This is a genomic window from Trabulsiella odontotermitis, assembly GCF_001297775.1.
In the GTDB taxonomy this organism is placed as follows: Bacteria; Pseudomonadota; Gammaproteobacteria; order Enterobacterales; family Enterobacteriaceae; genus Trabulsiella; species Trabulsiella odontotermitis.
Genome location: NZ_LIFX01000006.1, coordinates 220,401 through 245,832, shown reverse-complemented (window position 1 = coordinate 245,832; position 25,432 = coordinate 220,401). Strand labels below are relative to the sequence as shown.

Annotated in this window: 21 protein-coding genes; 13 read left to right on the top strand and 8 right to left on the bottom strand. The window is 57.3% G+C overall.

Annotated elements, in window-relative coordinates:
- Positions 1-33 precede the first annotated feature (33 nt).
- From menD to menE, 5 genes are read left to right on the top strand one after another with little or no spacing between them, the layout of a single operon-like run.
- On the top strand, positions 34-1,704 hold the full coding sequence (menD, locus tag AOY23_RS10055) for a 2-succinyl-5-enolpyruvyl-6-hydroxy-3-cyclohexene-1-carboxylic-acid synthase (RefSeq protein ID WP_054179275.1): 1,671 nt from the start codon (positions 34-36) through the stop codon (positions 1,702-1,704).
- Complete coding sequence (menH, locus tag AOY23_RS10050) at positions 1,701-2,462, top strand: 2-succinyl-6-hydroxy-2,4-cyclohexadiene-1-carboxylate synthase (RefSeq protein WP_054179274.1); 762 nt, start codon at positions 1,701-1,703, stop codon at positions 2,460-2,462. Before menD ends, menH begins: the two co-directional genes overlap by 4 nt.
- A 14-nt stretch (positions 2,463-2,476) precedes the next feature.
- On the top strand, positions 2,477-3,334 hold the full coding sequence (menB, locus tag AOY23_RS10045; RefSeq protein WP_054179273.1) for a 1,4-dihydroxy-2-naphthoyl-CoA synthase: 858 nt from the start codon (positions 2,477-2,479) through the stop codon (positions 3,332-3,334).
- Positions 3,334-4,299: an o-succinylbenzoate synthase gene (gene menC / locus AOY23_RS10040; RefSeq protein ID WP_054179272.1), complete on the top strand. Its 966-nt coding sequence runs from the start codon at positions 3,334-3,336 to the stop codon at positions 4,297-4,299. Before menB ends, menC begins: the two co-directional genes overlap by 1 nt.
- Positions 4,296-5,663 (top strand): o-succinylbenzoate--CoA ligase, encoded by a 1,368-nt coding sequence (menE, locus tag AOY23_RS10035; RefSeq protein WP_054179271.1) that lies wholly within the window; start codon positions 4,296-4,298, stop codon positions 5,661-5,663. Before menC ends, menE begins: the two co-directional genes overlap by 4 nt.
- 10 nt (positions 5,664-5,673) lie before the next feature.
- Here menE and katA read toward each other — a convergent pair whose 3' ends face one another.
- Positions 5,674-7,122 carry a catalase KatA gene (katA, locus tag AOY23_RS10030; protein WP_054179270.1) on the bottom strand — a complete coding sequence of 483 codons (1,449 nt, stop codon included), beginning with the start codon at positions 7,120-7,122 and terminating at the stop codon, positions 5,674-5,676.
- Positions 7,123-7,395: 273 nt separating this feature from the next.
- Between katA and AOY23_RS10025 the strand changes: the two genes are divergently transcribed.
- The 6 genes from AOY23_RS10025 (at position 7,396) to yfaU (ending at position 13,588) form a co-directional block, all read left to right on the top strand.
- Positions 7,396-7,938 carry a YfaZ family outer membrane protein gene (locus AOY23_RS10025; RefSeq protein WP_054179269.1) on the top strand — a complete coding sequence of 181 codons (543 nt, stop codon included), beginning with the start codon at positions 7,396-7,398 and terminating at the stop codon, positions 7,936-7,938.
- Between the two features lie 93 nt (positions 7,939-8,031).
- Complete coding sequence (locus AOY23_RS10020) at positions 8,032-9,228, top strand: nicotinamide mononucleotide deamidase-related protein YfaY (RefSeq protein WP_054179268.1); 1,197 nt, start codon at positions 8,032-8,034, stop codon at positions 9,226-9,228.
- Positions 9,229-9,432: 204 nt separating this feature from the next.
- Positions 9,433-10,215 carry an IclR family transcriptional regulator gene (locus AOY23_RS10015; RefSeq protein ID WP_054179267.1) on the top strand — a complete coding sequence of 261 codons (783 nt, stop codon included), beginning with the start codon at positions 9,433-9,435 and terminating at the stop codon, positions 10,213-10,215.
- Between the two features lie 13 nt (positions 10,216-10,228).
- Positions 10,229-11,434: an L-rhamnonate dehydratase gene (gene rhmD / locus AOY23_RS10010; RefSeq protein WP_054179266.1), complete on the top strand. Its 1,206-nt coding sequence runs from the start codon at positions 10,229-10,231 to the stop codon at positions 11,432-11,434.
- A gap of 48 nt (positions 11,435-11,482) precedes the next feature.
- Positions 11,483-12,769: an MFS transporter gene (locus AOY23_RS10005; protein WP_054179265.1), complete on the top strand. Its 1,287-nt coding sequence runs from the start codon at positions 11,483-11,485 to the stop codon at positions 12,767-12,769.
- A gap of 15 nt (positions 12,770-12,784) precedes the next feature.
- A complete protein-coding gene (gene yfaU, locus AOY23_RS10000; protein WP_054179264.1) occupies positions 12,785-13,588 on the top strand; it encodes a 2-keto-3-deoxy-L-rhamnonate aldolase in 804 nt (267 codons plus the stop codon).
- A 40-nt stretch (positions 13,589-13,628) separates the two neighbouring features.
- Here the strand turns inward: yfaU and glpC are convergent, their stop codons facing one another.
- The 3 genes from glpC to glpA are packed head-to-tail and all read right to left on the bottom strand — an operon-like array spanning position 13,629 to position 17,687.
- On the bottom strand, positions 13,629-14,819 hold the full coding sequence (gene glpC, locus AOY23_RS09995) for an anaerobic glycerol-3-phosphate dehydrogenase subunit GlpC (RefSeq protein WP_054179263.1): 1,191 nt from the start codon (positions 14,817-14,819) through the stop codon (positions 13,629-13,631).
- The gene (gene glpB / locus AOY23_RS09990) at positions 14,816-16,075 is read right to left on the bottom strand and encodes a glycerol-3-phosphate dehydrogenase subunit GlpB (protein WP_054179262.1); all 1,260 of its coding nucleotides are present in this window, start codon (positions 16,073-16,075) and stop codon (positions 14,816-14,818) included. The genes glpC and glpB overlap by 4 nt, the downstream gene beginning before the upstream one ends.
- Positions 16,065-17,687, bottom strand: a complete 1,623-nt coding sequence (gene glpA, locus AOY23_RS09985; protein ID WP_054179355.1) for an anaerobic glycerol-3-phosphate dehydrogenase subunit A — start codon at positions 17,685-17,687, stop codon at positions 16,065-16,067. Before glpA ends, glpB begins: the two co-directional genes overlap by 11 nt.
- A 278-nt stretch (positions 17,688-17,965) precedes the next feature.
- Here glpA and glpT point away from each other — a divergent pair, with 278 nt between their 5' ends.
- Together glpT and glpQ are read left to right on the top strand one after the other, a co-directional pair.
- A complete protein-coding gene (glpT, locus tag AOY23_RS09980; protein ID WP_054179261.1) occupies positions 17,966-19,321 on the top strand; it encodes a glycerol-3-phosphate transporter in 1,356 nt (451 codons plus the stop codon).
- 11 nt (positions 19,322-19,332) lie between these two features.
- Positions 19,333-20,403: a glycerophosphodiester phosphodiesterase gene (gene glpQ / locus AOY23_RS09975; protein WP_054179260.1), complete on the top strand. Its 1,071-nt coding sequence runs from the start codon at positions 19,333-19,335 to the stop codon at positions 20,401-20,403.
- Positions 20,404-20,483: 80 nt separating this feature from the next.
- Here the strand turns inward: glpQ and yfaE are convergent, their stop codons facing one another.
- The 4 genes from yfaE to ubiG form a co-directional block, all read right to left on the bottom strand.
- A complete protein-coding gene (gene yfaE / locus AOY23_RS09970) occupies positions 20,484-20,738 on the bottom strand; it encodes a class I ribonucleotide reductase maintenance protein YfaE (protein ID WP_054179259.1) in 255 nt (84 codons plus the stop codon).
- The gene (gene nrdB / locus AOY23_RS09965) at positions 20,738-21,868 is read right to left on the bottom strand and encodes a class Ia ribonucleoside-diphosphate reductase subunit beta (RefSeq protein WP_054179258.1); all 1,131 of its coding nucleotides are present in this window, start codon (positions 21,866-21,868) and stop codon (positions 20,738-20,740) included. Before nrdB ends, yfaE begins: the two co-directional genes overlap by 1 nt.
- A 99-nt stretch (positions 21,869-21,967) precedes the next feature.
- Positions 21,968-24,253: a class 1a ribonucleoside-diphosphate reductase subunit alpha gene (gene nrdA, locus AOY23_RS09960; RefSeq protein ID WP_054179257.1), complete on the bottom strand. Its 2,286-nt coding sequence runs from the start codon at positions 24,251-24,253 to the stop codon at positions 21,968-21,970.
- 345 nt (positions 24,254-24,598) lie between these two features.
- Entirely contained in the window at positions 24,599-25,327 is a 729-nt protein-coding gene (ubiG, locus tag AOY23_RS09955; RefSeq protein WP_054179256.1) for a bifunctional 2-polyprenyl-6-hydroxyphenol methylase/3-demethylubiquinol 3-O-methyltransferase UbiG, read from the bottom strand.
- Between the last annotated feature and the right edge of the window lie 105 nt (positions 25,328-25,432).

Sequence of the window (25,432 nt, the reverse complement as noted above, 5' to 3'; positions counted from 1 at the left end):
TACTGAGTCGCAATATTGATACCGGACAAACTCATGTCAGTAAGCGCATTTAACCGACGCTGGGCGGCGGTGATCCTGGAAGCATTAACTCGCCACGGCGTGCAGCATGTTTGCATCGCGCCTGGCTCGCGGTCGACACCACTGACACTGGCGGCGGCAGAAAATCGCTCACTCATTCACCATACCCATTTTGACGAACGCGGGTTGGGGCATCTGGCGCTGGGGCTGGCGAAAGTCAGTAAACAGCCGGTGGCCGTGATTGTCACCTCCGGCACGGCGGTGGCGAATCTCTATCCGGCGTTGATTGAAGCAGGTCTGACCGGGGAAAAACTGATCCTGCTGACCGCGGATCGCCCGCCGGAACTGATTGACTGCGGCGCGAATCAGGCGATTCGGCAGCCGGGCATGTTCGCGTCACACCCGACGCAAGCCCTCTCGTTACCGCGTCCGAGCCAGGATATCCCGGCGCGCTGGCTGGTTTCCACTCTCGATAATGCCATCGCTCAGCAACACGCAGGCGGTGTGCATATCAACTGCCCGTTTGCCGAACCATTGTATGGTGAGCTGGATGAGACCGGCCTCGACTGGCAGCAACAACTGGGTGACTGGTGGCAAAGCGACAAACCGTGGCTGCGGGAAGATATTCAACTGGAGAGCCAGAAGCAGCGCGACTGGTTTTTCTGGCGGCAGCGGCGTGGCGTGGTGGTTGCCGGGCGAATGAGTGCCGCCGAAGGTAAGCGGGTGGCCGAATGGGCGCAAACGCTCGGCTGGCCGCTGATTAGCGACGTGTTGTCGCAAACGGGGCAGCCGCTGCCCTGCGCGGACCTCTGGCTCGGCAATGCCCGTGCGGTGGCGGAACTGGCGAAGGCGCAAATCGTGGTACAGCTTGGCAGCAGTCTGACCGGCAAACGCCTGCTGCAATGGCAGCAAACCTGCGAACCGCAGGAATACTGGCTGGTCGATAACCTGACCGGACGGCTTGATCCGGCGCATCATCGTGGGCGTCGTCTGGTCAGCAGCGTTGAGCGCTGGCTGGAACTGCACCCGGCAGAAAGTCGCAGGCCATGGAGCACGGAAATCCCGCAGTTATCAGCGCTGGCCTGGGAAGCGGTCGTGGCAAAACGCGACGCGTTCGGCGAAGCGCAACTGGCGCACCGTATCCGCGACTATTTGCCGGAGCAGGGGCAACTGTTTGTCGGCAACAGCCTGGTAGTACGCCTGATTGACGCGCTGGGCCAGCTTCCGGCCGGATACCCGGTCTACAGTAACCGCGGCGCCAGTGGCATCGACGGGCTGATTTCCACCGCGGCTGGCGTTCAGCGCGCCAGCGCCAGACCTACGCTTGCCATCGTCGGCGATCTTTCCGCCCTCTATGATCTCAACGCGCTGTCGCTGTTGCGGCAGACTTCCGCGCCGCTGGTGCTGATTATCGTCAACAACAATGGTGGGCAGATTTTCTCTCTGCTGCCGACGCCGCCAGAGGCGCGCGAGCGTTTTTACAGCATGCCGCAGAACGTCCATTTTGAGCATGCCGCCGCCATGTTTGGTTTACGCTATCACTGCCCGCAAGACTGGCAGGCGCTGGAATCCGCGCTCGAGGGGGCATGGGGCGCGCCGGTCACCACGGTTATTGAGCTGGTGGTCAACGACACGGACGGCACGCAGACGCTGCAACAGCTGCTGGCACAGGTCAGCACGCTATGACCCTGCATGCTGTCGCCCGGCGAGGCGATCCGGCGCAGCCATGGCTGGTCTTTCTGCATGGCTTTTCCGGCGACTGCCGCGAGTGGCAGGAAGTGGGCGAGCGGCTGAGCGACTACTCACGTTTGTACGTTGATCTCCCCGGTCACGGCGGTTCTGCGGCGGTGACGGCACAGGATTTCACTGACGTGCGCAAACTGCTTCACGCCACGTTAGTTAGTTACAACATACTAAATTACTGGCTGGTGGGATATTCGCTCGGCGGCCGCATTGCGATGGACTATGTCTGCCAGCCTGATGTGAGCGGTCTGGCGGGCATCATCGTTGAAGGCGGTCACCCTGGCCTGCAACAGCCTGAAGCGCGCGCGGAACGCCTGCGCTCCGACAACGCCTGGGCCGCGCGTTTTCGTACCGAGCCGTTGCGCCAGCTGTTTCACGACTGGTATCAGCAGCCGGTTTTCGCCACCCTGGCGGCGGAACAGCGTGAGGTGCTGGTGGCGCTTCGCGCGCAAAATAATGGTGTTGCGCTGGCTGCCATGCTGCAGGCCACATCGCTGGCAGTGCAGGACGATTTACGTCCGGCATTACGTCAGCGCGACTATCCTTTCTGGTACTTATGTGGCGAGCGCGACAGCAAATTTCGGGCGATTGCCGAAGAGCTGGCTGCGCCTTGCTTCCTGATTCATAACGCCGGACACAACGCGCACCGGGAAAACCCCGATGACGTGACCGAACGTCTGGCTCAGATATTGCGTCTCTGACTAAAGGACTCTCTATGATCTACCCTGATGAAACAATGCTTTACGCGCCGGTTGAATGGCATGACTGTTCCGAAGGCTACACCGACATTCGTTATCAGAAGTCGACGGACGGCATTGCCAAAATCACCATCAACCGCCCGCAGGTTCGTAACGCATTTCGTCCTCTGACCGTCAAAGAGATGATTCAGGCGCTGGCGGATGCACGTTACGACGACAATATCGGCGTCATCGTTTTGACCGGGGAAGGCGACAAAGCATTCTGCGCCGGTGGTGACCAGAAAGTGCGTGGTGACTACGGCGGTTATCAGGACGATTCCGGTGTTCATCACCTGAACGTCCTCGATTTCCAGCGCCAGATCCGCACCTGCCCGAAACCGGTGGTGGCAATGGTCGCCGGTTATTCCATCGGTGGCGGCCACGTGCTGCACATGATGTGCGATCTGACGATCGCTGCGGAAAACGCCATTTTCGGCCAGACCGGACCGAAAGTCGGCTCCTTCGACGGCGGCTGGGGGGCTTCCTATATGGCGCGCATTGTCGGTCAGAAGAAAGCGCGTGAAATCTGGTTCCTGTGCCGTCAGTACAATGCGCAACAGGCGCTGGATATGGGGCTGGTCAACACCGTTGTGCCGCTGGCGAGTCTGGAAAAAGAGACCGTGCGCTGGTGCCGTGAAATGCTGCAAAACAGCCCGATGGCGCTGCGTTGCCTGAAGGCGGCGCTGAATGCGGACTGTGACGGGCAGGCGGGGCTGCAGGAACTGGCGGGCAACGCCACCATGCTGTTCTACATGACGGAAGAAGGTCAGGAAGGGCGCAACGCGTTTAACGAGAAGCGCCAGCCGGACTTCAGCAAATATAAACGGAATCCGTAATGCGTTGCGTACAGCTTTATCGCTGGCAGATCCCCATGGACGCGGGCGTGGTACTGCGGGAACGGCGACTGAAAACCCGCGATGGTCTCGTGGTTCGTTTAACAGAAGGCGAACGCGAAGGCTGGGGCGAAATCTCTCCTTTGCCGGGGTTCAGCCAGGAAACGCTGGAAGCCGCGCAGGAAGCCGCCATCGACTGGCTGAAAGCCTGGCGACAGGGTTCAGCGCTGCCACTCCCGTCATTACCGTCGGTCGCGTTTGGCCTGAGCTGCGCGCTGGCCGAGCTTGAGGATGCACTGCCGCAGACGGCGGATTACCGTGCGGCGCCGCTGTGTACCGGCGATCCTGATGATCTGGTACTCCAGCTTGCTGATATGCCGGGTGAAAAGGTCGCCAAAGTGAAAGTGGGGCTGTACGAAGCCGTGCGCGACGGGATGGTGGTGAACCTGTTGCTGGAAGCGATCCCTGATTTGCATCTGCGTCTTGATGCCAATCGCGCCTGGACGCCGCTGAAAGCACAGCAGTTCGCCAGATACGTTAACCCGGACTACCGCTCGCGCATCGCATTTCTTGAAGAGCCGTGCAAAACCCGCGACGATTCTCGCACGTTTGCCCGTGAAACAGGCATTGCCATTGCCTGGGACGAAAGCCTGCGGGAGGCGGATTTTGCGTTCGTCGCAGAGCCTGGTGTGAAGGCGGTGGTGATCAAACCGACGCTGACCGGCAGCCTCGAGAAAGTGAAAGCACAGGTCGCCGCCGCGCATCAGCTCGGACTGACGGCAGTTATCAGTTCTTCGATAGAATCCAGTCTGGGGCTGACGCAACTGGCGCGCATCGCCGCCTGGCTGACGCCGGACACTATTCCGGGGCTGGATACGCTAAACCTGATGCAGGCGCAGCTGCTGCGTTGCTGGCCGGGGAGCGAGTTGCCCTGTCTTGACAGCACCATGCTGGAGCCGCTGTTGTGACGTTTACCGACTGGCCGTGGCGTCACTGGCGCGCGGTACAGGGCGACAGCCCGGCGTTGCGGCTGGATGACGTCACGCTGAGCTGGAAGGTACTCTGTCAGCGGGTGGATCGGCTGGCGAGCGGTTTTCAGCAGCAGGGCGTCGCGGAGGGCGATGGCGTCATGCTGCGCGCCCGCAACAGCGAGCAGACGCTGCTGGCCTGGCTGGCGCTGCTGCAGTGCGGCGCGCGCATTCTGCCGGTCAACCCTAAACTGCCCGCCGGGCAACTGGCGTCGCTGACTCCCGGCCTGACGCTGACGTTTTTGCTGGATATGGAAAACGGCGCGCAGACATACTCGCTCACGCCATTGCGACTTGTTGAACATGCGGGTGATTTCGCGCTGCCATGGCAGCCGCAACGCTTCGCCTCCATGACGCTGACCTCAGGATCTACCGGCTTACCCAAAGCGGCAGTGCATACCTGCGCCGCGCATCTGGCGAGCGCACAGGGCGTGCTGTCGCTGATCCCTTTTCAGCAACCGGACTGCTGGTTACTTTCGCTGCCGCTGTTTCATGTTTCCGGGCAGGGCATTGTCTGGCGCTGGCTGCTTTCCGGTGCACAACTGGCCGTCAGTGAGCGCCCGCTCGCACAGGCGCTGGATGGCTGTAGTCATGCCTCGCTGGTGCCGACCCAGCTCTGGCGGTTGCTAAAAGATAACGCGTCCCTGACGCTGCGCGCGGTGCTGTTGGGTGGTGCCGCTATCCCGGTGGATCTCACCGAACAGGCCAGCAGTCAGGGTATCGCGACATTCTGTGGCTACGGGCTGACGGAGTTTGCCTCGACGGTCTGCGCCAAAGTGGCAGACGGCGGAGATGATGTCGGCGTACCGTTACCCGGCAGAGAGGTCCGTCTCGTTGACGGCGAGGTCTGGCTGCGAGCGGACAACATGGCGGCGGGTTACTGGCGCGACGGGCAACTGACGCCGCTGGTCAACGACGAAGGCTGGTTTGCGACTCGTGATCGCGGTGAGTGGCGCGACGGTCGGCTGGTGATTGCCGGGCGGCTGGATAATCTCTTTTTCAGTGGTGGCGAAGGCGTGCAGCCAGAAGCGGTGGAGCGGGTGATCGCCCGTCATCCGCAGGTGCGTCAGGTGTTTGTCGTGCCGCTGGATGACGCCGAATTTGGTCAGCGCCCGGTCGCGGTAGTCGAGTGTGAATCAGCGGACGTGCTGCCTGCGCTGGCTGGCTGGGCGAAAGATAAACTGGCGGGATTTCAGCAGCCCTGTCGCTGGCTGGCCCTGCCGGAGAACATAAAAAACGGCGGGATAAAAATCTCCCGCCGTGCGTTACAACACTGGGTTGCGGCTCAGTGCCACGAAGAGTAACGGGAGCCGTTTACTGCCCGGCTTTCAGTGCCGCCAGTGCTGCGGCGACACCAGCACCGTACTCCGGATGAACTTCACTGAACAGGCCAATCTGGCGCTGCTGAATGAATTCCGGCACGTCTTTCATATCATCCGCAATACGCGCGAACATGCGTTGATGCTCTTCATCGCTCAGCAGTTCATACAGCTTGCGCGGCTGGCTGAAATAGTCAGTATCTTCACGTTGGTTCCAGTGATCGGCGGCGCCTTCCAGGCTTAACGGCGGTTCACTGAAATCCGGCTGCTCCTGGAAAACGTTGAAGCTGTTCGGCTCGTAGGTCGGGCCGTTGCCGCTATTGCCATCAATGCGCATCGCGCCATCGCGATGGTAGTTGTGGAACGGGCAGCGTGGCGCGTTCACCGGGATCTGATGGTGATTCACGCCCAGACGATAGCGGTGCGCGTCGCCGTAGGAGAAGAGGCGGCCCTGCAACATGCGGTCCGGCGAGAAACCAATGCCCGGCACGACGTTGGCAGGCGACATCGCCACCTGCTCAACTTCAGCAAAATAGTTGTCCGGGTTGCGGTTCAGTTCCAGTTCGCCGACTTCAATCAGCGGATAGTCGCCGTGCGGCCACACTTTGGTCAGATCAAACGGATTGTATGGCACGGTGGCGGCTTCTGCTTCCGGCATGATCTGCACATAAAATTTCCAGCGCGGGAATTGACCTTTTTCGATGGATTCGAACAGATCGCGCTGAGAGCTTTCACGGTCTTCCGCTACCAGGCGCTTCGCGTCGTCATCCATCAGGTTGGCAATGCCTTCCACGGATTTCAGGTGGAATTTCACCCAGAAACGTTCGTTGTGGCTGTTGATAAAGCTGAAGGTATGGCTACCAAAACCGTGCATGTTGCGGTAGGAGCGCGGCAGGCCGCGGTCGCTGAAATCGATGGTGAGCTGGTGCAGTGATTCCGGCTGATGGGAAAAGAAGTCCCATTTATAGGTCGGGTTGCGCAGGTTAGTGCGCGGGTCACGTTTAACAACGTGGTTCAGGTCAGGGAATTTCAGCGGGTCGCGGAGATAAAACACCGGGGTGTTGTTACCGACCAGATCCCAGTTACCTTCTTCGGTATAAAACTTGATGGAAAAACCGCGAATATCGCGCTCGGCATCGGCAGCACCGCGTTCACCGGCCACGGTGGAGAAGCGGATAAACAGGTCGGTGGTTTTGCCAATGTCGGAGAACAGTTTTGCGCGGGTGTAGCGGGTGATGTCATGGGTGACGGTGAATTTGCCGTAAGCGCCGGAACCTTTGGCATGCATACGACGTTCAGGGATCACTTCACGGTCGAAATGGGCCAGTTTTTCCAGGAACCAGACGTCCTGCAATAACATGGGCCCGCGCGGACCGGCGGTCGCGACGTTATTATTATGTGCGACCGGCGCGCCTGCTGCTGTGGTAAGTCCTTTCTTGCTCATCTTTATCTCCCGACAAACGTTAGAGAAAATGTTAATTTCCGTTTAATTTCGGGACTTAATTTAAGTAAAATTCCGAATCAGGTTATTGATCCTGGGCAACATGTCTGTTCTGTCGAATCCATTCCCGTTTGCTTTCGCAATGCCAAAAAAATGAGTAACTAATTACATTAGCGATGTTTTTTCGCTTTATTAGTTCATTGATTCTTCGCGTTTCAGTTGTACAATCCATCGGTTTTGGGACGTTAACTTTCTTTCTTATCCGGAATACAAAAAATGAATAAAAAAGCATTAGTTGGATTAGCTGCGCTGATGAGTATTTCAGCCGCAGCCAATGCGGTCAGCATCAGCGGGCAAGCAGGCAAAGACTACACCAACATTGGCGTCGGGTTTGGCACCGACACGTCCGGGCTGGCGTTAAGCGGCAACTGGACGCACAACGATGACGATGGTGATGTTGCGGGTCTGGGTCTCGGCCTGAACGTACCGGTAGGACCGTTCCTGGCCACCGTCGGCGGTAAGGGGATTTACACCAACCCGAACGCCGGTGACGAAGGCTATGCGGCGGCAGTGGGCGGCGGCCTGCAATGGAAAATCGGCAGCAGCTTCGGCCTGTTTGGTGAGTACTACTATTCGCCGGATTCGCTCTCCAGCGGCATTGACAGCTACGAGGAAGCCAACGCTGGTGCGCGCTGGACCATCATGCGCCCGATCACCGTAGAAGCGGGTTACCGTTACCTGAATCTGGCCGGTAAAGACGGTCATCGTGATAACGCTGTGGCCGACGGTCCGTACGTGGGCGTCAGCGCAGGGTTCTGATCCTCCGGCGCGGCGCTCTGCCGCGCCAGTTTTCTTTTTTTCCAGCCCGCTGATTGCGCTATAGTAAGCCGTCCTCTTTTGCTGGAGAAAACGATGATCAACGTGGAGATGCTGTCCACTGGCGACGAAGTGCTGCACGGGCAAATCACAGATACCAATGCCGCCTGGCTTGCAGATGTCTTTTTTAATCAGGGATTACCGCTAACGCGCCGCAATACGGTGGGTGATAACCTTGATGATCTGGTTGCAATTTTGCGCGAGCGTAGCGAACACGCCGATGTGCTGATCGTCAACGGCGGACTTGGGCCGACCAGTGATGACTTAAGCGCGCTGGCCGCCGCACAGGCAAAAGGCGAATCGCTGGTGCTGCACGAAGCCTGGCTTACGCACATGGAAACGTTCTTTTCCGAGCGTGGGCGGGTGATGGCGCCGAGCAATCGCAAACAGGCGGAAATTCCCGCCAGTGCGGAACTGGTCGATAACCCGGTCGGGACTGCCTGTGGTTTCGCGGTACAACTGAATCGCTGCCTGATGTTTTTCACCCCTGGCGTACCGTCCGAATTTAAAGTGATGGTGGAGCGCGAGATTCTGCCGCGTCTGCGCGCGCGTTTTGCGCTGCCGGAGCCGCCGCTCTGCCTGCGTCTGACCACGTTTGGCCGTTCTGAGAGTGATCTCGCTCAGGCGCTCGATCCGCTCCCGTTACCACCGGGCGTCACAATGGGCTACCGTTCGTCGATGCCGATCATCGAACTGAAACTCACGGGACCGGCGAGCGAGCGTGAAGCGATGCTGGCGCTGTGGCCTGAGGTCAAAAAAGTCGCCGGTGAAAGCCTGATTTTTGAGGGCACCGAAGGGCTGGCGGCGCAGATTTCCCGCCGCCTGCAGGAGAAACAGCTCAGCCTGACGCTCAGCGAGCAGTTTACCGGCGGGTTGATTGCTCTGCAGTTAAACCGGGAAGGTGCGCCGCTGCTGGCGAGTGAAGTGGTGCCGCCTCAGCCGGAAACGCTGGCGCAAACGGCGCACTGGACGGCGGAACGTCGCGTGAACCATTTTGCTGGTGTCGCGCTGGCGGTGAGTGGGTTGGAAACGGACCACCTTAATTTTGCGCTGTCGACGGCGGAAGGCACATGGGCGCTGCGCGTGAAGTTCAGCACTAACCGCCACAATCTGCAAACCCGTCAGGAAGTGGGGGCGATGATGGCGCTGAACATGCTGCGCCGCTGGCTCAACGGTCAGGAAATTGCCAGCGAACATGGCTGGATCACTGTCGTTGAATCCCTCTCTTTCTAATCATTCCTGCCCGCCGGGACGTTCGTCCCGGCGTGATGTTGTCCAGCCCACTGTACTCCTCATGAAAAATTCTGTGCGGACGATCGCATTTTAGCGGTGCGATCTGTCTGGCCTGCTGGAACAGACCCGCAGTTTGACGCCGCTCACAAATTAGCCGCCTGACAATCGCAACACTGATTCCAGTATTCAGGATTGGAGTCCAGTATGTTGGAATCAAGCAAAGTTCCGGCGCTCACCCGCGCCATCGAAATTCTCGATCTCATCGCTCGTCGTGGTCCGTGCAGTGCGGCAACCATCATTGATGAGCTGGGGATCCCAAAAAGCACCGCATATCTGCTGTTGGGCGAGCTGAAAAAACAGCGCTTCCTCAGCATGGACATCCAGGACAACTATTGCCTGTGGACCAAACTGGTCGAGCTGGCCGGGCATGCGGTCAGCCGGATGGACCTGCGTGAGCTGGCACGCCCACGACTGACACGGTTGATGGATGAGTGCGGACTGCTCTGCCACCTGGGGATTATCGATCGCGATAATGCCTACTACATCCTCAAAATCGAGTCTCCGGCAACCATCAGCGTTCGCTCGCATGAAGGCAAAAGCCTGTCACTGAACCGTTCCGGGATTGGCAAATGCCTGCTGGCCTGGCAGTCAGCTCAGGCGCAGGAAACAATTATCGGCGGGCTGGCGTGGGAAAAAACCACCCTGACCACCATCACCGACGCTCAACAGTTCAAAGAAGAACTGGCACGGATCCGCGCCCGCGGCTGGAGCTATGACAACGGCGAAGATTATCCCGATGTACGCTGTGTGGCGGCTCCGGTGTTTAACGCCAGCAACGAACTCACGGCAGCAATTTCTGTTGTCGGCACCCGTTTGCAAATCAACGAAGACAATCGTGATTACCTCGCCGGTAAGGCGATTGCCTGCGCAAAAGACATTTCCCGCTTGCTGGGATGGAAAAGTCATTTTGAACAACAAGCCTCATAAGAAGGAAAACATCATGACCCTACCAAAAATTAAACATGTCCGTGCCTGGTTTCTCGGTGGTGCCACCGCAGAGAAAGGCGCCGGTGGCGGCGATTATCACGACCAGGGCGCCAACCACTGGATTGACGACCACATCGCCACGCCGATGAGTAAATACAAACAGTATGAGCAGTCGCGCCAGTCATTTGGCATTAACGTTATCGGGACGTTGATCGTGGAAGTGGAAGCCGACAACGGACAGACGGGCTTTGCTATTTCGACTGCCGGGGAAATGGGCTGCTTTATCGTCGAAAAACACCTCAATCGCTTTATCGAAGGTAAATGTGTCAGCGATATCAAGCTCATCCATGATCAGATGCTTGGCGCAACCATGTACTATTCCGGTTCCGGCGGTCTGGTGATGAACACCATTTCCTGCGTGGATCTGGCACTGTGGGATCTGTTCGGCAAAGTGGTCGGGCTGCCAGTGTATAAGTTGCTCGGTGGCGCAGTACGCGATGAGATCCAGTTCTACGCCACCGGTGCGCGCCCGGATCTGGCGAAAGCGATGGGCTTTATTGGCGGCAAAATGCCAACGCACTGGGGTCCTCACGACGGTGATGAAGGTATCCGCAAAGATTCAGCGATGGTGGCGGAGTATCGTGAAAAATGCGGCCCGGATTTCTGGCTGATGCTCGACTGCTGGATGAGCCAGGACGTCAACTACGCCACTAAACTGGCCCATGCCTGTGCGCCGTCGAATCTTAAATGGATTGAGGAATGCCTGCCGCCGCAGCAGTTTGAAGGCTACCGTGAACTTAAGCGCAATGCGCCTGCGGGGATGATGGTGACCAGCGGCGAGCACCACGGCACGCTGCAATCCTTCCGGACACTGTCGGAAACCGGCATCGACATCATGCAGCCAGACATTGGCTGGTGCGGTGGCTTAACCACACTGGTGGAAATTGCCGCCATCGCCAAAGCCCGCGGTCAACTGGTCGTGCCGCATGGTTCGTCCGTCTACTCACACCATGCCGTTATCACTTTCACTAATACGCCGTTCAGTGAATTCCTGATGACCAGCCCGGATTGCTCGACTCTGCGTCCGCAGTTTGATCCCGTCCTGCTGGATGAACCGGTACCGGTGAATGGCCGTATTCACAAAAACGTGCTGGATAAACCGGGTTTCGGTGTCGAACTGAATCGCGACTGCAATCTTAAGCGTCCATACAGCCACTAATACGGTCATGCCGCGCCCGGCGCGCGGCCATCCTCTGAGGATATTGTAATGAGCACTTTACTGGACAGCGTTGTGAAGAAAAACCGGGCGCGATTGATCCCGTTTATGCTGGCGCTTTATGTGCTGGCATTTCTCGACCGTTCGAACATCGGTTTCGCTAAAGAGACCTATCAACTGGATACCGGGTTAAGCAATGAAGCCTATGCGCTGGGCGCCGGGATCTTCTTTGTGGTGTACGCCTTTCTCGGCGTGCCAGCCAACCTGCTGATGCGCAAGTTTGGCGCCCGATACTGGATTGGCGGCACCACACTGGTGTGGGGATTCTTATCTGCCGCCATGGCATGGGCCGATACTGAAAGTAAATTCCTGCTGGTTCGCACCTTGCTGGGCGCGGCCGAAGCGGGCTTTTTCCCGGGCATGATTTACCTGACTTCCCAGTGGTTCCCGCAGCAAAACCGCGCCAGCATTATGGGGTTGTTTTACATGGGGGCGCCGCTGGCATTGACGCTGGGATCGCCGTTGTCCGGTGCATTGCTGGAAATGCACGGTTTTATGGGCAATCCCGGCTGGTTCTGGATGTTTGTGATTGAGGGGCTGCTGGCGGTGGGCGCAGGGGTATTTACCTTCTTCTGGCTGGATGACACACCGCAACAGGCGCGTTTCCTGACCGCAGCGGAAAAACAGGCGCTGATAAGCCAGCTCGCCAGCGAAGAGGAGACAAAAGTCACTTCTTGTCTGTCGGACGCGGTACGCCACGGGCGTGTCTGGCAACTGGCGATTATCTATCTGACCATTCAGGTGGCGGTGTATGGCCTGATCTTCTTCCTGCCGACTCAGGTTGCGGCACTGCTGGGGACGAAAGTCGGCTTTGTGGCATCCGTGGTGACCGCGATCCCATGGGTAGCGGCACTGTTCGGTACCTGGTTCATTCCACGCTACTCAGATCGTACCGGCGAACGTCGCAACGTGGCGGCATTGACCCTGCTGGCGGCAGCGATTGGTATCGGCGTATCGGGTCTGGTTTCACCAGTACTGGCGATTGTCGCGCTGTGCGTGGCAGCCATTGGTGTGATCGCGGTGCAACCGGTGTTCTGGACGATCCCTACACAGATGCTGTCTGGCACCGCCCTGGCGGGGGGTATTGGCTTTATCAATCTGTTCGGCGCGTTTGGTGGTTTTCTGGCGCCGATCATGCGTGTGCAGGCGGAGACGTTTTTTGCCAGCAACGCGGCCGGGCTGTTGACGCTGGCTTGCGTAGCCATTATCGGCACGGTGATCATTTTCTCGCTGAGCGTTACCCGTGCTATGCCGCAACCTGACGGCACACAACATTAACGGAAAAGGATGACTATGAACGCGATTTTAGCAAACCCGTTTAAGGCCGGATTACGCAGGGGAGAACCGCAGATCGGCTTGTGGTTAAGCTCAACAACGTCATACATGGCGGAGATTGCCGCCACATCGGGTTACGACTGGCTGTTAATTGACGGTGAACATGCGCCGAACACGATTCAGGATCTTTATCACCAGTTGCAGGCCATCGCCCCTTATGCCAGCCAGCCGGTGATCCGCCCGGTCGACGGTAACCGCAGCCTGATTAAACAGGTGCTGGATATCGGTGCGCGCACGTTGTTGATCCCGATGGTGGACAGCGCAGAACAGGCGCGGGATATCGTCTCGGCTACCAGGTATCCACCCGTTGGCGTGCGTGGTGTCGGGGCGGGCGTTGCCAGGGCGGCACGCTGGGGACGAGTCGAAAACTACATGGCGCAGGCCAATGAAGAGCTCTGTTTACTGATTCAGGTGGAAAGCAAAACCGCGCTGGATAATCTGGATGACATCCTGACAGTAGACGGCATCGATGGCGTGTTCATTGGCCCGGCCGATCTCTCTGCTTCGCTGGGTTACCCGGACAATCCAGGACACCCGGATGTGCAGCGCATTATCGAACAGTCGATTCGCCGGATCCGTGCTGCCGGTAAGGCGGCAGGTTTTCTGGCGGTAGAGCCTGCGATGGCGCAAAAATGCCTGGCATGGGGCGCGAACTTCGTCGCTGTGGGCGTTGATACGCTGCTCTATACGCAGGCGCTGGATAACCGTCTGGCGATGTTCCGGCCTGCGGCACAGAATGGGACCGAAAAGGAGAGTTACTAGCAAGACTGTCCGCCAGCCTCGTGCTGGCGGACGTTTACGCTCAGGCAAGCGCCTGCGCAAGCAGCGTAATCGGATGTTCACAGCGCTTGCTGGTGGACATTTCAATCTGCCATTTACAGGTTTCGCAATCGGTGATCACCAGGTCCGCGCCGCTCTCTTCAATCTGTTGAAACAGCGGTGCGCCGATGGCCTGCGAGGTGGGGTAGTTCTCAGATTTAAAGCCGTAGGTTCCGGCGATCCCGCAACACTGCGAATCCAGCACCGTCAGTTCGAGACCGGGGATCTGGCGCAGCAGTTCCAGGGTGTACAGCGACCAGCCCATTTTTTCCATATGACACGGGGTGTGATACACCACTTTCAGCGGCAATGGCTTCAGCGGTAGCGTCTGCCCGGCGTCCAGCTTGCGCCAGATCCAGCGCGTCGCCAGCTCAATGTGCTGACGCAGCCCGCTGTTATCGACATCCAGCAGATGCGGGTATTCGTCGCGCAGGGTAAACGTACAGGTCGATGAAGTGGCAATGACCGGGATTTGCTTGTCGATGATCGCTTCACGCATTGAGGCGACGTTGGTGAGTGCCTGCTTGCGCGCTTTATCGGTAAAACCGTTGGCAATCAGCGGCACGCCACAGCATTTCTCTTTACTTAACAACTGCACGCCGGTGCCCATCGCATTGAGCACGCGGATCATGTCTTTGCCGAGTTGCGGCTGGTTGTAATTGACGTAACAGCCGTGGAAAAACGCCACCTGATCGGCAAATGTGCTCTGTTCGGCAGCCACGCTGCGATACCAACGGCGGAAGGTGCCGAAGCCGTATTTCGGCAGTGTGCGGCGGTGATCGATTTTCAGCGCGATATCCAGCAACTGACGCACCGGTTTGAGCCCGGTGGTGGCGTTGATGATCGGCGCAAAGGGCGTGGAAAGCGTACCCATTAAATCGGTATGACTGAGGATCGTGTCGCGCAGCGTCGGTTTTTGCCGACTGTACTGCGCCCGGGCGCGCTGGATGATATCGCCAATTTTCACGTCAGACGGGCAGGCGACTTCGCAGCGTTTACAGTTAATGCAATATTTCAGCGCGTCGTCATACAGCGCACCGTCTTTAATGCGCAGACGTTCACCGTCCGGGCCTGCCTGTTTTGGCCCCGGATAGCTCGGCTTGACCCGGCTTACCGGGCAGGCGGTCGTGCAGACGGTGCACTTAATGCAGCTTTCGAAGCGAGTATCGTTCATGACTGGCCTCCTGCCTGGGAAAGGATTTGTCGGGCCGCATGCTGAGCCGTGATGGCGCTGACGCCACCGCCGCAGCCGAGCTGGATGGCGTCAAAACCGCCGATCAGCGATCCCACTGCGAACAGGTTCGTAAACGTGGTGCCGTTCTGCGACGGGTGCAGATTGTCGTCGGTCACCAGACCGAAACGTTGCCAGGGCTGAGAAGCAAAGAAATCCTGTTGATACCAGTCGCTGCGGGACGCGGCCTGCTGCACATCCAGACCCAGGATCGGCTCCCGGACACCGGTGCGCGTGGCGACCAGACCATTGCTGAAAAAGCTGCCACTGGCCAGCACGGTGGAACGCGCACGCAGCGGAATGTCGTCGTGATTGCGCGTCCAGACGGCGCTGACAGTGCCGTCCTGATGGCTCACATTCACCACTTCATCACCCGCAAGCCAGGTTCCGCCCGTCTGAATAAACTGATGCTGTAATGCGCCGTGCAGACGCATGCCTGGCACCGACGGGGGAAGCGTCGGCAGCAGGCGGAGCGGGCAGGGAAGTCGCTCGTTAAGCCACTGCCACAGGCGCGAATTCTGCAGGCCAAAACAGGCGGGCATTAACAGCATGTCGCGTTGTTGCGCCAGCGGCTCCAGCGCGGCCAGCAGCACCGGCCAGGCGGGTTCGTCATCCAGCACGCGGGCAATGTTTGCGGCGCGGAATTCAGTGGGGCTGTCGCGTAGCACGTCCAGTTCCGGCAGGTCGATCTCTAATGTGTCCGTCTGCAAACCACGCTGATTCAGCGAGGCGGCGGCGAGATGCGGCTGAAAATCGAGAAAACCACTGATGCCGACGATGCCGATACGTTTGCCGGGCAACGGCATCACCGGCACTTCGGCAGGGCTGAGCCAGGCGCTGCGCAGTGTGCCGAGCGGGGTGATGCGCTGATGATGCTGCGCGGCACTGCCCTGCATCGTCACGCCACACTGGCGCAGCAGACGTTCGGTTTCCTGCGCATAGTCCAGCACGCTTTCAATGCCGATCCGGGCGTAAGGGTGTTCCGGCAGCATCGTAACCAGTTTTTCCAGCCCGCTCCGGATATCGGTGACCGCGTCGCCATCCGGCAGCGCAGAGAGCAGATCCAGCGAGCCTGATGAGAAGTGCAGCGCGCTTTGCCCGCGGCTGACGATAGCGCAGCGTAGTCCGTGCTGGTTCAGCGTCAGCCCGCAGAGTAATCCGGCCAGGCCGCCGCCAATAATCACCGTATCAAACTTCATCCTGATGCTCCTTTTGCAGGCCGCACAAACCAAGGTAAACCCAGCGGGTGAATTCGCTTTCGCGCAGCGCATCGCCCCAGGCGACCGGTTGCACGCCTTTCCAGCGCTCGTTAAGGAACTGCGACAATTGCGTCAGGGATTGTGCAGGCGTGCTGACGTTGAAGCGCTGTAACAGCCCGGCGGCGCGACAGGCGCATAGTTCGCCCTGGCAGGTGCCCATGCCGACGCGGGTGCGACGACGCAGATCAAGCAGGTTTTTCACCGCCAGATTCTCCACGGCATACTGCACTTCACCGGCGGTCACGGCTTCGCATTCGCAGACCAGACTACGGTGCTGACGGGAGTCGCCCAGCCAGACGGGCGTGCGGTCGCCATGCCGGTAAACGGCGGAACCGCGTAACGGCGTCGGCAGGGAAACAATCTTGCGCAGCGTGGTTTCCGCAGGCTCCTGCGAGCCAGGCAGCGGACGTTCGGCGGTCGTGCAGGGGGGAGTGTTGCCGAGCTTGTCGCAAATCAGGTTGGTGGCCCATTCCGCCATCAGACGGTACGTCATCAGCTTGCCGCCGGTGATGGTGATAAAGCCTTCCATGCCGTCACGTTTTGCGTGATCGAGCAGCACGATGCCGCGGCTGACGTTGCGCCCGGACGGATCGTCATCGCTGGCGACCAGCGGGCGAACGCCCGAATAGGCGCGCAGCACGCGCGTTTGCGCCATCACCGGTGCCAGTTTTTCGCCTTCGCGCAGCAAAATGTCCACTTCCGCAGGCGTAACGCGGTTGTCGTCGATATCGTCGTAATCAATGTGTACCGATGTGGTGCCGATGAGTGAAATGGTGTCGCCAGGTACCAGTATGTCGGCATCGGCCGGTTTACGGCAGCGGTTGATCACATGCTGGTTAATGCGATGGTCGAGGATCAGCAATGACCCTTTCGCCGGGAACATGCGGATTTTCAGGTCGGCATATTCCGCAATTCGTTGCCCCCAGATCCCCGCGGCGTTGATCACCACTGCCGCATACAGCGTCAGGGTTTCGCGACTGTTGTGATTCCAGAGCGTCACGCCGCGCACGCGGTCGCCTTCGCGCACCAGCCCGGTGACTTCGCAGCCGGTAAGAATGGTGGCGCCATGTTCGCGGGCGTCAAGCATATTTGCCGCGGTCAGACGGAAGGGGTCGACCGTACCGTCCGGCACTCTGACGGCGCCGGTTAAGGTCGGGTTGACTGACGGCTCAATTCGTCGCGCCTGCGCGGGCGTCAGCGCTTCCGCCTCAATACCCGCTCGCTGGCAGGCGGCAATAAATGTGCTCTGAAACGCCAGGTCATCTTCCGGCAGGGTGATAAACAGGCCGTTGGTGGGCTCAATGCAATGACGTGCAATGCGTTTGAGGATCTGGTTTTCGGCGATACATTCGCGCGCCGATTCGCTGTCGGTGACGGCATATCGCGCACCGCTGTGCAGCAATCCGTGGTTGCGTCCAGTGGCGCCAGTGGCGATATCAAAACGTTCGACCAGCACGGCCCGCAGACCGCGCAGGGCGCAATCCCGGGCTATACCTGCGCCAGTGGCGCCGCCGCCGATAATGATGACATCGCTTTCACGAGTATCAGGCATCATTGTTGTTATCCCTCATGATTTTCCTGATTTTCATTTAGCCACAAAAAAAGTGTGTATTGTTTGATTTCGAGCACATTCGAGCAAGAAACGAAAATGAAACGTGATTCCGTGCTCATATTGGAACTCTCTGTCATAAATATGTAACAATATGTGCGATATTTCACAGTAACGCTAAGTCAAATCTCTTACCATCGCGGTCATAAATTTTAACCTCATGAATTTACTTATTTTTTATGAGGTTATTATCACAAGCAAAAAGGGCCACGGAGGCTATCATGTTGAGCATTTTTAAACCCGCGCCGCATAAAGCGCGCGTGCCGGAAGCGCAGATCGATCCGCTTTATCGTCGCTTGCGCTGGCAAATTTTTCTGGGGATTTTCTTTGGCTATGCCGCGTATTATCTGGTTCGTAAGAACTTTGCCCTGGCAATGCCTTACCTCGTTGAACAAGGCTTTTCTCGCGGCGATCTCGGCTTTGCGCTGTCAGGGATCTCAATCGCTTACGGATTTTCGAAATTCATCATGGGCTCGGTGTCGGACCGTTCGAATCCGCGCATTTTCCTGCCAGCGGGTCTGATTCTTGCTGCTGCCGTGATGCTGGTGATGGGCTTCGTGCCCTGGGCCACCTCAAGTATTATGATCATGTTTGTGCTGTTGTTCCTGTGCGGATGGTTCCAGGGCATGGGCTGGCCGCCGTGCGGTCGTACCATGGTGCACTGGTGGTCGCAGAAGGAGCGTGGCGGCATCGTGTCAGTGTGGAACTGTGCGCATAACGTCGGCGGCGGGATCCCGCCATTGCTGTTCCTGCTCGGGATGGCGTGGTTTAACGACTGGCGTGCGGCGCTGTATATGCCTGCCTTTGGCGCGATTCTGGTGGCGCTTTTCGCCTTTGCGATGATGCGCGATACGCCGCAATCCTGCGGACTGCCGTCAATTGAAGAGTATAAGAACGACTACCCGGACGACTACAGCGAGAAGCACGAAGAAGAGCTGACCGCGAAGCAAATCTTCATGCAGTACGTTCTGCCGAACAAGCTGCTGTGGTACATCGCGTTTGCCAACGTGTTCGTTTACCTGCTGCGTTACGGCATTCTCGACTGGTCGCCGACCTATCTGAAAGAAGTGAAACACTTTGCGCTGGATAAATCGTCCTGGGCTTATTTCCTCTATGAATATGCAGGGATCCCGGGAACGCTGATCTGCGGCTGGATGTCGGACAAAGTGTTTAAAGGTAACCGTGGCGCAACGGGCGTGTTCTTCATGACACTGGTAACCATTGCGACTATCGTTTACTGGATGAACCCGGCGGGCAATCCGACCGTCGATATGGTGTGTATGATTGTCATCGGCTTCCTGATTTACGGTCCGGTTATGCTGATCGGCCTGCACGCACTGGAACTGGCACCGAAAAAAGCCGCAGGGACGGCAGCCGGATTCACCGGGCTGTTCGGTTACCTCGGTGGGTCGGTCGCGGCGAGCGCCATTGTGGGCTACACCGTTGATTTCTTCGGCTGGGATGCGGGCTTCTATGTCATGATCGGCGGCAGCGTTCTGGCGGTACTGCTGTTAATCATCGTTATGTTTGGCGAGAAACGTCACCATCAGGAACTGTTGGCGAAACGCGGCGAATAAGGAGATTCAACATGAAATTAACCCGTAATTGTCTGACCATCGGCCTGTTGCTGGCCGGTGCGGTCAGCAGCTTCACCGCAGTGGCGGCGGATGCGATAGTTATCGCTCACCGTGGCGCCAGTGGGTATCTGCCAGAACATACGTTACCGGCGAAAGCGATGGCGTATGCGCAGGGGGCGGATTACCTCGAGCAGGATCTGGTGATGACCAAAGATAACCGGCTGGTGGTGCTGCATGACCATTACCTTGACCGTGTGACCGATGTTGCCGAACGCTTTCCGAATCGCGCCCGTAAGGACGGGCGTTATTACGCCATCGACTTCACGCTGGACGAAATCAAATCGCTGAAGTTTACCGAAGGGTTTGATCTCGTGAACGGCAAGAAAGTGCAGGTCTTCCCGGGTCGTTTCCCGATGGGGAAATCCGATTTCCGTGTTCATACCTTTGAGGAAGAGATTGAGTTTGTTCAGGGGCTGAACCACTCGACCGGTAAAAATATCGGTATCTACCCGGAAATCAAGGCGCCCTGGTTCCACCATCAGGAAGGCAAGGACATCGCCGCGACGACGCTGGAGGTACTGAAAAAGTACGGTTACACCAGTAAGAACGACAAAGTCTATCTGCAGTCTTTTGATGCCGACGAACTGAAACGCATCAAAAATGAGCTTGAGCCGAAAATGGGCATGAACCTGAATCTGGTGCAGCTCATTGCGTATACCGACTGGAATGAAACGCAGCAGAAACAGCCAGACGGGAAATGGATCAACTACAGCTACGACTGGATGTTCAAACCAGGCGCGATGGCGCAGATTGCGACATACGCCGACGGTATTGGCCCGGATTACCACATGCTGGTGGCGGAAGGGTCAACGGCGGGGAACGTGAAGCTGACGGAGATGGCAAAAGACGCGCATGCCAGCAAGATGCAGGTGCATCCGTACACCGTGCGGGCTGACCAGTTGCCGGAGTACACCACCGATGTCAATCAGCTGTATGACGTGCTGTACAATCAGGCGAAGGTCGATGGCGTCTTTACCGACTTCCCGGACAAAGCAGTACAGTTTCTGAAAGAGAAGAAGTAAATAAAAAGCCGGGTGGCGGCTTCGCCTTACCCGGCCTACGAACGTTGTAGGCCGGGTAAGCGTAGCGCCACCCGGCAGAATTAGATCTCGATTTCGATATCGCCTTTCGCCCGGCAACAGCAGGGCAAAATTTCCCCTTCGTTGATAAGCGCCAGTGGTTCGGTGAGCCAGTCTACTTGCCCGGTGACCAGACGGCAGCGGCACGAGCCGCAGTAGCCTTCGCGGCACTGATACTCCACCTCAACCCGGTGCGACTCCAGCGTTGCCAGTAGCGATGAATGCTCGTCCTGGCACACCAGTTGGGTGCCAGACCGGCTCAGGGTAATGCGGCTCATCAGAGCTGGAAACTGCTCAGATCGTCAGTATCGACTTCAGCGTCAATCTGACCGACCAGATAAGAACTGACTTCCACTTCCTGCGGCGCCACCTGTACGTTATCAGACACCAGCCAGGTGTTGATCCACGGAATCGGGTTAGAACGCGTCTGGAACGGCAGATCCAGCCCTACCGCCTGCATACGAATGTTGGTGATGTACTCGACGTACTGGCACAGAATGTCTTTGTTCAGGCCGATCATCGAGCCGTCGCGGAACAGGTAATCTGCCCACTCTTTTTCCTGCTGCGCCGCTTCCACGAACAGTTTATAGCTTTCTTCTTTGCACTCTTCGGCAATCTCCGCCATTTCCGGGTCATCCGCACCGGAGCGCAGCAGATTCAGCATGTGCTGAGTACCGGTGAGGTGCAGTGCTTCGTCGCGGGCGATGAGGCGGATAATCTTGGCGTTACCTTCCATCAGCTCGCGCTCGGCAAACGCGAAGGAGCAGGCGAAACTGACGTAGAAGCGAATCGCTTCCAGCGCGTTAACGCTCATCAGGCACAGATAGAGTTTTTTCTTCAGCTCGTGCAGGTTCACGGTCACGGTTTTGCCGTTGACGGTGTGCGTGCCTTCACCCAGCAGATGCCAGTAGCTGGTCAGTTCGATCAGATCGTCATAGTAGCAGGAAATACCCTCGGCGCGCTTTTTGATCTGCTCGTTGGTGACGATATCGTCAAACACCATCGCCGGATCGTTGACGATATTGCGAATGATATGGGTGTACGAGCGGGAATGGATAGTTTCCGAAAACGCCCAGGTTTCAACCCAGGTTTCCAGCTCCGGGATGGAGATCAGCGGCAATAATGCCACGTTCGGGCTGCGACCCTGAATGGAATCGAGCAACGTCTGATACTTCAGGTTGCTGATAAAAATATGCTTTTCGTGTTCCGGCAGTGCCTGATAGTCGATACGGTCACGCGAGACGTCAACCTCTTCCGGACGCCAGAAGAAGGAGAGCTGCTTTTCGATCAGTTTTTCGAAAATGTCATATTTTTGCTGATCGTAGCGAGCCACGTTAACCGGCTGACCAAAGAACATTGGTTCTTTTAGCTGGTCATTTTTCGTCTGTGAAAAAGTGGTGTATGCCATTGAAGTGAGTCCTGTTAAGGTTTTATTGCCCGGCGGCACTGCGTTTGCCGGGCCTACAAACCGTAGGCCGGGTAAGCATCGCGCCACCCGGCAAATTGCTTAAATCTTACATGCGCCGCTTTCGCAGCCATCGTCCTGAATAGACGGGGCCAGATCGTCCTGCGCATCTTCAGCACCGTCGCGGGTGTTCTGATAGTACAGGGTTTTCACGCCAAATTTATAGGCGGTGAGCAGGTCTTTGAGCAATTGCTGCATCGGCACTTTGCCTGACGGGAAACGCGTCGGGTCATAGTTGGTATTGGCAGAGATCGACTGATCGATAAACTTCTGCATGATACCGACCAGTTGCAGGTAACCGTCGTTATTCGGCATTTCCCACAGCAGCTCGTAGTTGTTTTTCAGATGCTCATAATCCGGCACCACCTGGCGCAGAATACCGTCTTTCGACGCCTTGATGCTGACATGACCGCGCGGCGGCTCAATGCCGTTGGTGGCGTTAGAGATCTGCGACGAGGTCTCAGACGGCATCAGGGCAGAGAGCGTGGAGTTGCGCAGACCGTGAGTTTTGATGGACTCACGCAGGGCTTCCCAGTCGTAATGCAGCGGCTCGTTAGTGATTGCATCCAGGTCTTTCTTATAGGTATCGATCGGCAGAATGCCCTGCGAGTAAGTGGTTTCGTTGAACCACGGGCAGGCGCCTTGCTCGATCGCCAGTTCGTTAGAGGCTTTCAGCAGATAATACTGGATCGCTTCGAACGTTTTGTGCGTCAGGTTGTTGGCGCTGCCGTCGGAATAACGTTTGCCGTTTTTCGCCAGCCAGTACGCAAAGTTGATCACCCCAATACCCAGCGTACGGCGACCCATCGCACCACGTTTCGCTGCCGGGATCGGGTAATCCTGATAGTCGAGCAGGGCATCCAGCGCGCGAACCGCCAGCACCGCCAGCTCTTCCAGTTCGTCCAGATTCTGAATGGCGCCGAGGTTAAACGCGGAGAGCGTGCAGAGCGCGATTTCACCGCTTTCGTCGTTCACATCTTCCAGCGGTTTGGTCGGCAGGGCGATTTCCAGGCACAGGTTGGACTGGCGCACCGGCGCGACCACCGGGTCGAACGGGCTGTGGGTGTTGCAGTGGTCAACGTTCTGGATGTAGATACGGCCAGTAGAGGCGCGTTCCTGCATCATCAGCGAGAACAGATCAACCGCTTTCACGCGCTGCTTGCGAATGCTGTCGTCTTTTTCATATTGCGTGTACAGACGTTCGAACTCGTCCTGATCGGCGAAGAATGCGTCGTACAGACCCGGGACATCGGACGGGCTGAACAGGGTGATCTCTTCCCCTTTCAGCAGGCGGGTGTACATCAGTTTGTTGATCTGCACACCGTAGTCCATGTGACGTACGCGGTTGCCTTCCACGCCGCGGTTGTTTTTCAGCACCAGCAGGCTTTCGACTTCCAGATGCCACATCGGGTAGAAGAGGGTTGCCGCACCGCCACGCACGCCGCCCTGCGAGCAGGATTTCACCGCGGTCTGGAAGTGCTTATAGAACGGAATACAACCGGTGTGGAACGCTTCACCACCGCGGATCGGGCTGCCCAGCGCACGGATGCGACCGGCGTTAATGCCGATACCGGCGCGCTGGGAAACGTATTTCACGATGGCGCTGGAAGTGGCGTTGATGGAGTCCAGGCTGTCGCCGCACTCGATCAGCACGCAGGAGCTGAACTGACGGGTCGGGGTACGCACGCCGGACATGATCGGCGTCGGCAGCGAAATTTTAAACGTCGACACCGCGTCATAAAAACGCTTCACGTAGTCCAGACGCGTTTCACGCGGGTAGTTCGAGAACAGGCAGGCGGCCACCAGAATATACAGGAACTGCGCGCTTTCGTAGATTTCGCCGGTGACGCGGTTCTGTACCAGGTATTTCCCTTCCAGTTGCTTAACCGCCGCGTAAGAGAAATTCATATCACGCCAGTGATCGATGAACTCGTCCATCTGCCGGAACTCATCAGCGGTGTAATCTTCCAGCAGGTGATGATCGTATTTGCCAAGCTCAACCATCTTCACGATGTGGTCATACAGCGCGGGCGGCTCAAACTGACCGTAAGCTTTTTTACGCAGGTGGAAAATCGCCAGGCGCGCCGCCAGATACTGGTAATCCGGCGCGTCACGGGAGATCAGGTCCGCAGCGGCTTTGATGATGGTTTCATGAATGTCGGCGGTTTTAATGCCGTCATAAAACTGGATATGGGAACGCAGTTCAACCTGAGAAATCGAGACGTTATTAAGCCCTTCTGCCGCCCAATCCAGTACCCGATGGATTTTATCGAGATTGATGCGTTCAGTACTGCCATCACGCTTTGTCACCAGCAGACTCTGATTCATGTGGTTTTTACCTGTCCGTGAATGAATAATATCCCCCGTTTATCCACAAAAGGCCTTTGCGACTAACCCTGTGGATAAATACTACATATAGGGGTTCTTTGAATAATTAAACGCTATATGGTGAGTATTCTAGTAAGGATTCTTTTCAGTACAAGAGTTGATTTTGAGGTTAAATTGAGGTTGCGAAAGGGTAATAATCGCTAAGTCCTCGCCACATAAGGGTTGGCGGTGATGTCAATATTTTGCAAAAAAAAATGAAAATTTGATCGAGTGCTGATTTCTTCAACGAGACGGGTGAGTTGCGCAGCCGGAACTGCGCAAGTTTGATAAGAAAATCTGATGTACTTAGTCGAATTTCGCCTTAGTATGCAACATATAATTAACATCCACGCCCGGCGCTAACTTAAAGGTGTTAGTGAGCGGATTGTAATGCAGACCGATGATGTGTTGCTCCTGCAACGACGTGTCATCCACCCAATGTAACAGCTCCGCCGGTTTGATAAATTTCTTCACGTCATGCGTCCCTTTCGGCACCATGCCCATCACGTATTCCGCCGCCACGACGGCCATCAGCCATGCTTTAGCGTTACGATTGAGAGTAGAGAAAAAGACATGGCCGCCCGGTTTCACCAGTTGTGCACAGGCGCGTACCACGGATTGCGGGTCAGGGACGTGTTCGAGCATTTCCATGCAGGTGACCACGTCATACTGTTGCGCGTGTTTAGCCGCGTGTTCTTCGACGGTTTCCTGAACGTACTCGACATCAATGCCCGTTTCCAGCGCGTGCAGACGAGCGACCTGTAGCGGCTCGAAGCCCATGTCCAGCCCGGTGGCTGTTGCGCCTTCGCGCGCCATGCTTTCGGTCAGAATGCCGCCGCCGCAGCCCACATCCAGAACCTTTTTACCGAACAGGCCGCCAGCGCGTTCAGCGATATACCCCAGACGCAGCGGATTGATACGGTGCAGCGGTTTGAATTCGCCTTCAAGATCCCACCAGCGTGACGCCACGGCTTCAAATTTGGCGATCTCCTGGTGGTCAATGTTGTGTGCAACCGACGATTTTTCGGCATTCATGGGCGCTTTTACTCCTTTTTTATCCTGACCTGCGAGTATATCAGGTGACAGGCGCGAATAAAGCGCCGCGCAGGTGCTATACATTTACCTCAAACACAACGGGTG

Coding starts and splice junctions, on each gene's coding strand:
- glpB (WP_054179262.1), bottom strand. CDS start 16,075: ATGAAGTTTGATACGGTGATTATTGGCGGCGGCCTGGCCGGATTACTC.
- menB (WP_054179273.1), top strand. CDS start 2,477: ATGATCTACCCTGATGAAACAATGCTTTACGCGCCGGTTGAATGGCAT.
- AOY23_RS10005 (WP_054179265.1), top strand. CDS start 11,483: ATGAGCACTTTACTGGACAGCGTTGTGAAGAAAAACCGGGCGCGATTG.
- yfaE (WP_054179259.1), bottom strand. CDS start 20,738: ATGAGCCGCATTACCCTGAGCCGGTCTGGCACCCAACTGGTGTGCCAG.
- menC (WP_054179272.1), top strand. CDS start 3,334: ATGCGTTGCGTACAGCTTTATCGCTGGCAGATCCCCATGGACGCGGGC.
- glpA (WP_054179355.1), bottom strand. CDS start 17,687: ATGCCTGATACTCGTGAAAGCGATGTCATCATTATCGGCGGCGGCGCC.
- AOY23_RS10025 (WP_054179269.1), top strand. CDS start 7,396: ATGAATAAAAAAGCATTAGTTGGATTAGCTGCGCTGATGAGTATTTCA.
- nrdA (WP_054179257.1), bottom strand. CDS start 24,253: ATGAATCAGAGTCTGCTGGTGACAAAGCGTGATGGCAGTACTGAACGC.
- nrdB (WP_054179258.1), bottom strand. CDS start 21,868: ATGGCATACACCACTTTTTCACAGACGAAAAATGACCAGCTAAAAGAA.
- menH (WP_054179274.1), top strand. CDS start 1,701: ATGACCCTGCATGCTGTCGCCCGGCGAGGCGATCCGGCGCAGCCATGG.
- glpT (WP_054179261.1), top strand. CDS start 17,966: ATGTTGAGCATTTTTAAACCCGCGCCGCATAAAGCGCGCGTGCCGGAA.
- ubiG (WP_054179256.1), bottom strand. CDS start 25,327: ATGAATGCCGAAAAATCGTCGGTTGCACACAACATTGACCACCAGGAG.
- AOY23_RS10015 (WP_054179267.1), top strand. CDS start 9,433: ATGTTGGAATCAAGCAAAGTTCCGGCGCTCACCCGCGCCATCGAAATT.
- menD (WP_054179275.1), top strand. CDS start 34: ATGTCAGTAAGCGCATTTAACCGACGCTGGGCGGCGGTGATCCTGGAA.
- katA (WP_054179270.1), bottom strand. CDS start 7,122: ATGAGCAAGAAAGGACTTACCACAGCAGCAGGCGCGCCGGTCGCACAT.
- glpC (WP_054179263.1), bottom strand. CDS start 14,819: ATGAACGATACTCGCTTCGAAAGCTGCATTAAGTGCACCGTCTGCACG.
- AOY23_RS10020 (WP_054179268.1), top strand. CDS start 8,032: ATGATCAACGTGGAGATGCTGTCCACTGGCGACGAAGTGCTGCACGGG.
- glpQ (WP_054179260.1), top strand. CDS start 19,333: ATGAAATTAACCCGTAATTGTCTGACCATCGGCCTGTTGCTGGCCGGT.
- yfaU (WP_054179264.1), top strand. CDS start 12,785: ATGAACGCGATTTTAGCAAACCCGTTTAAGGCCGGATTACGCAGGGGA.
- rhmD (WP_054179266.1), top strand. CDS start 10,229: ATGACCCTACCAAAAATTAAACATGTCCGTGCCTGGTTTCTCGGTGGT.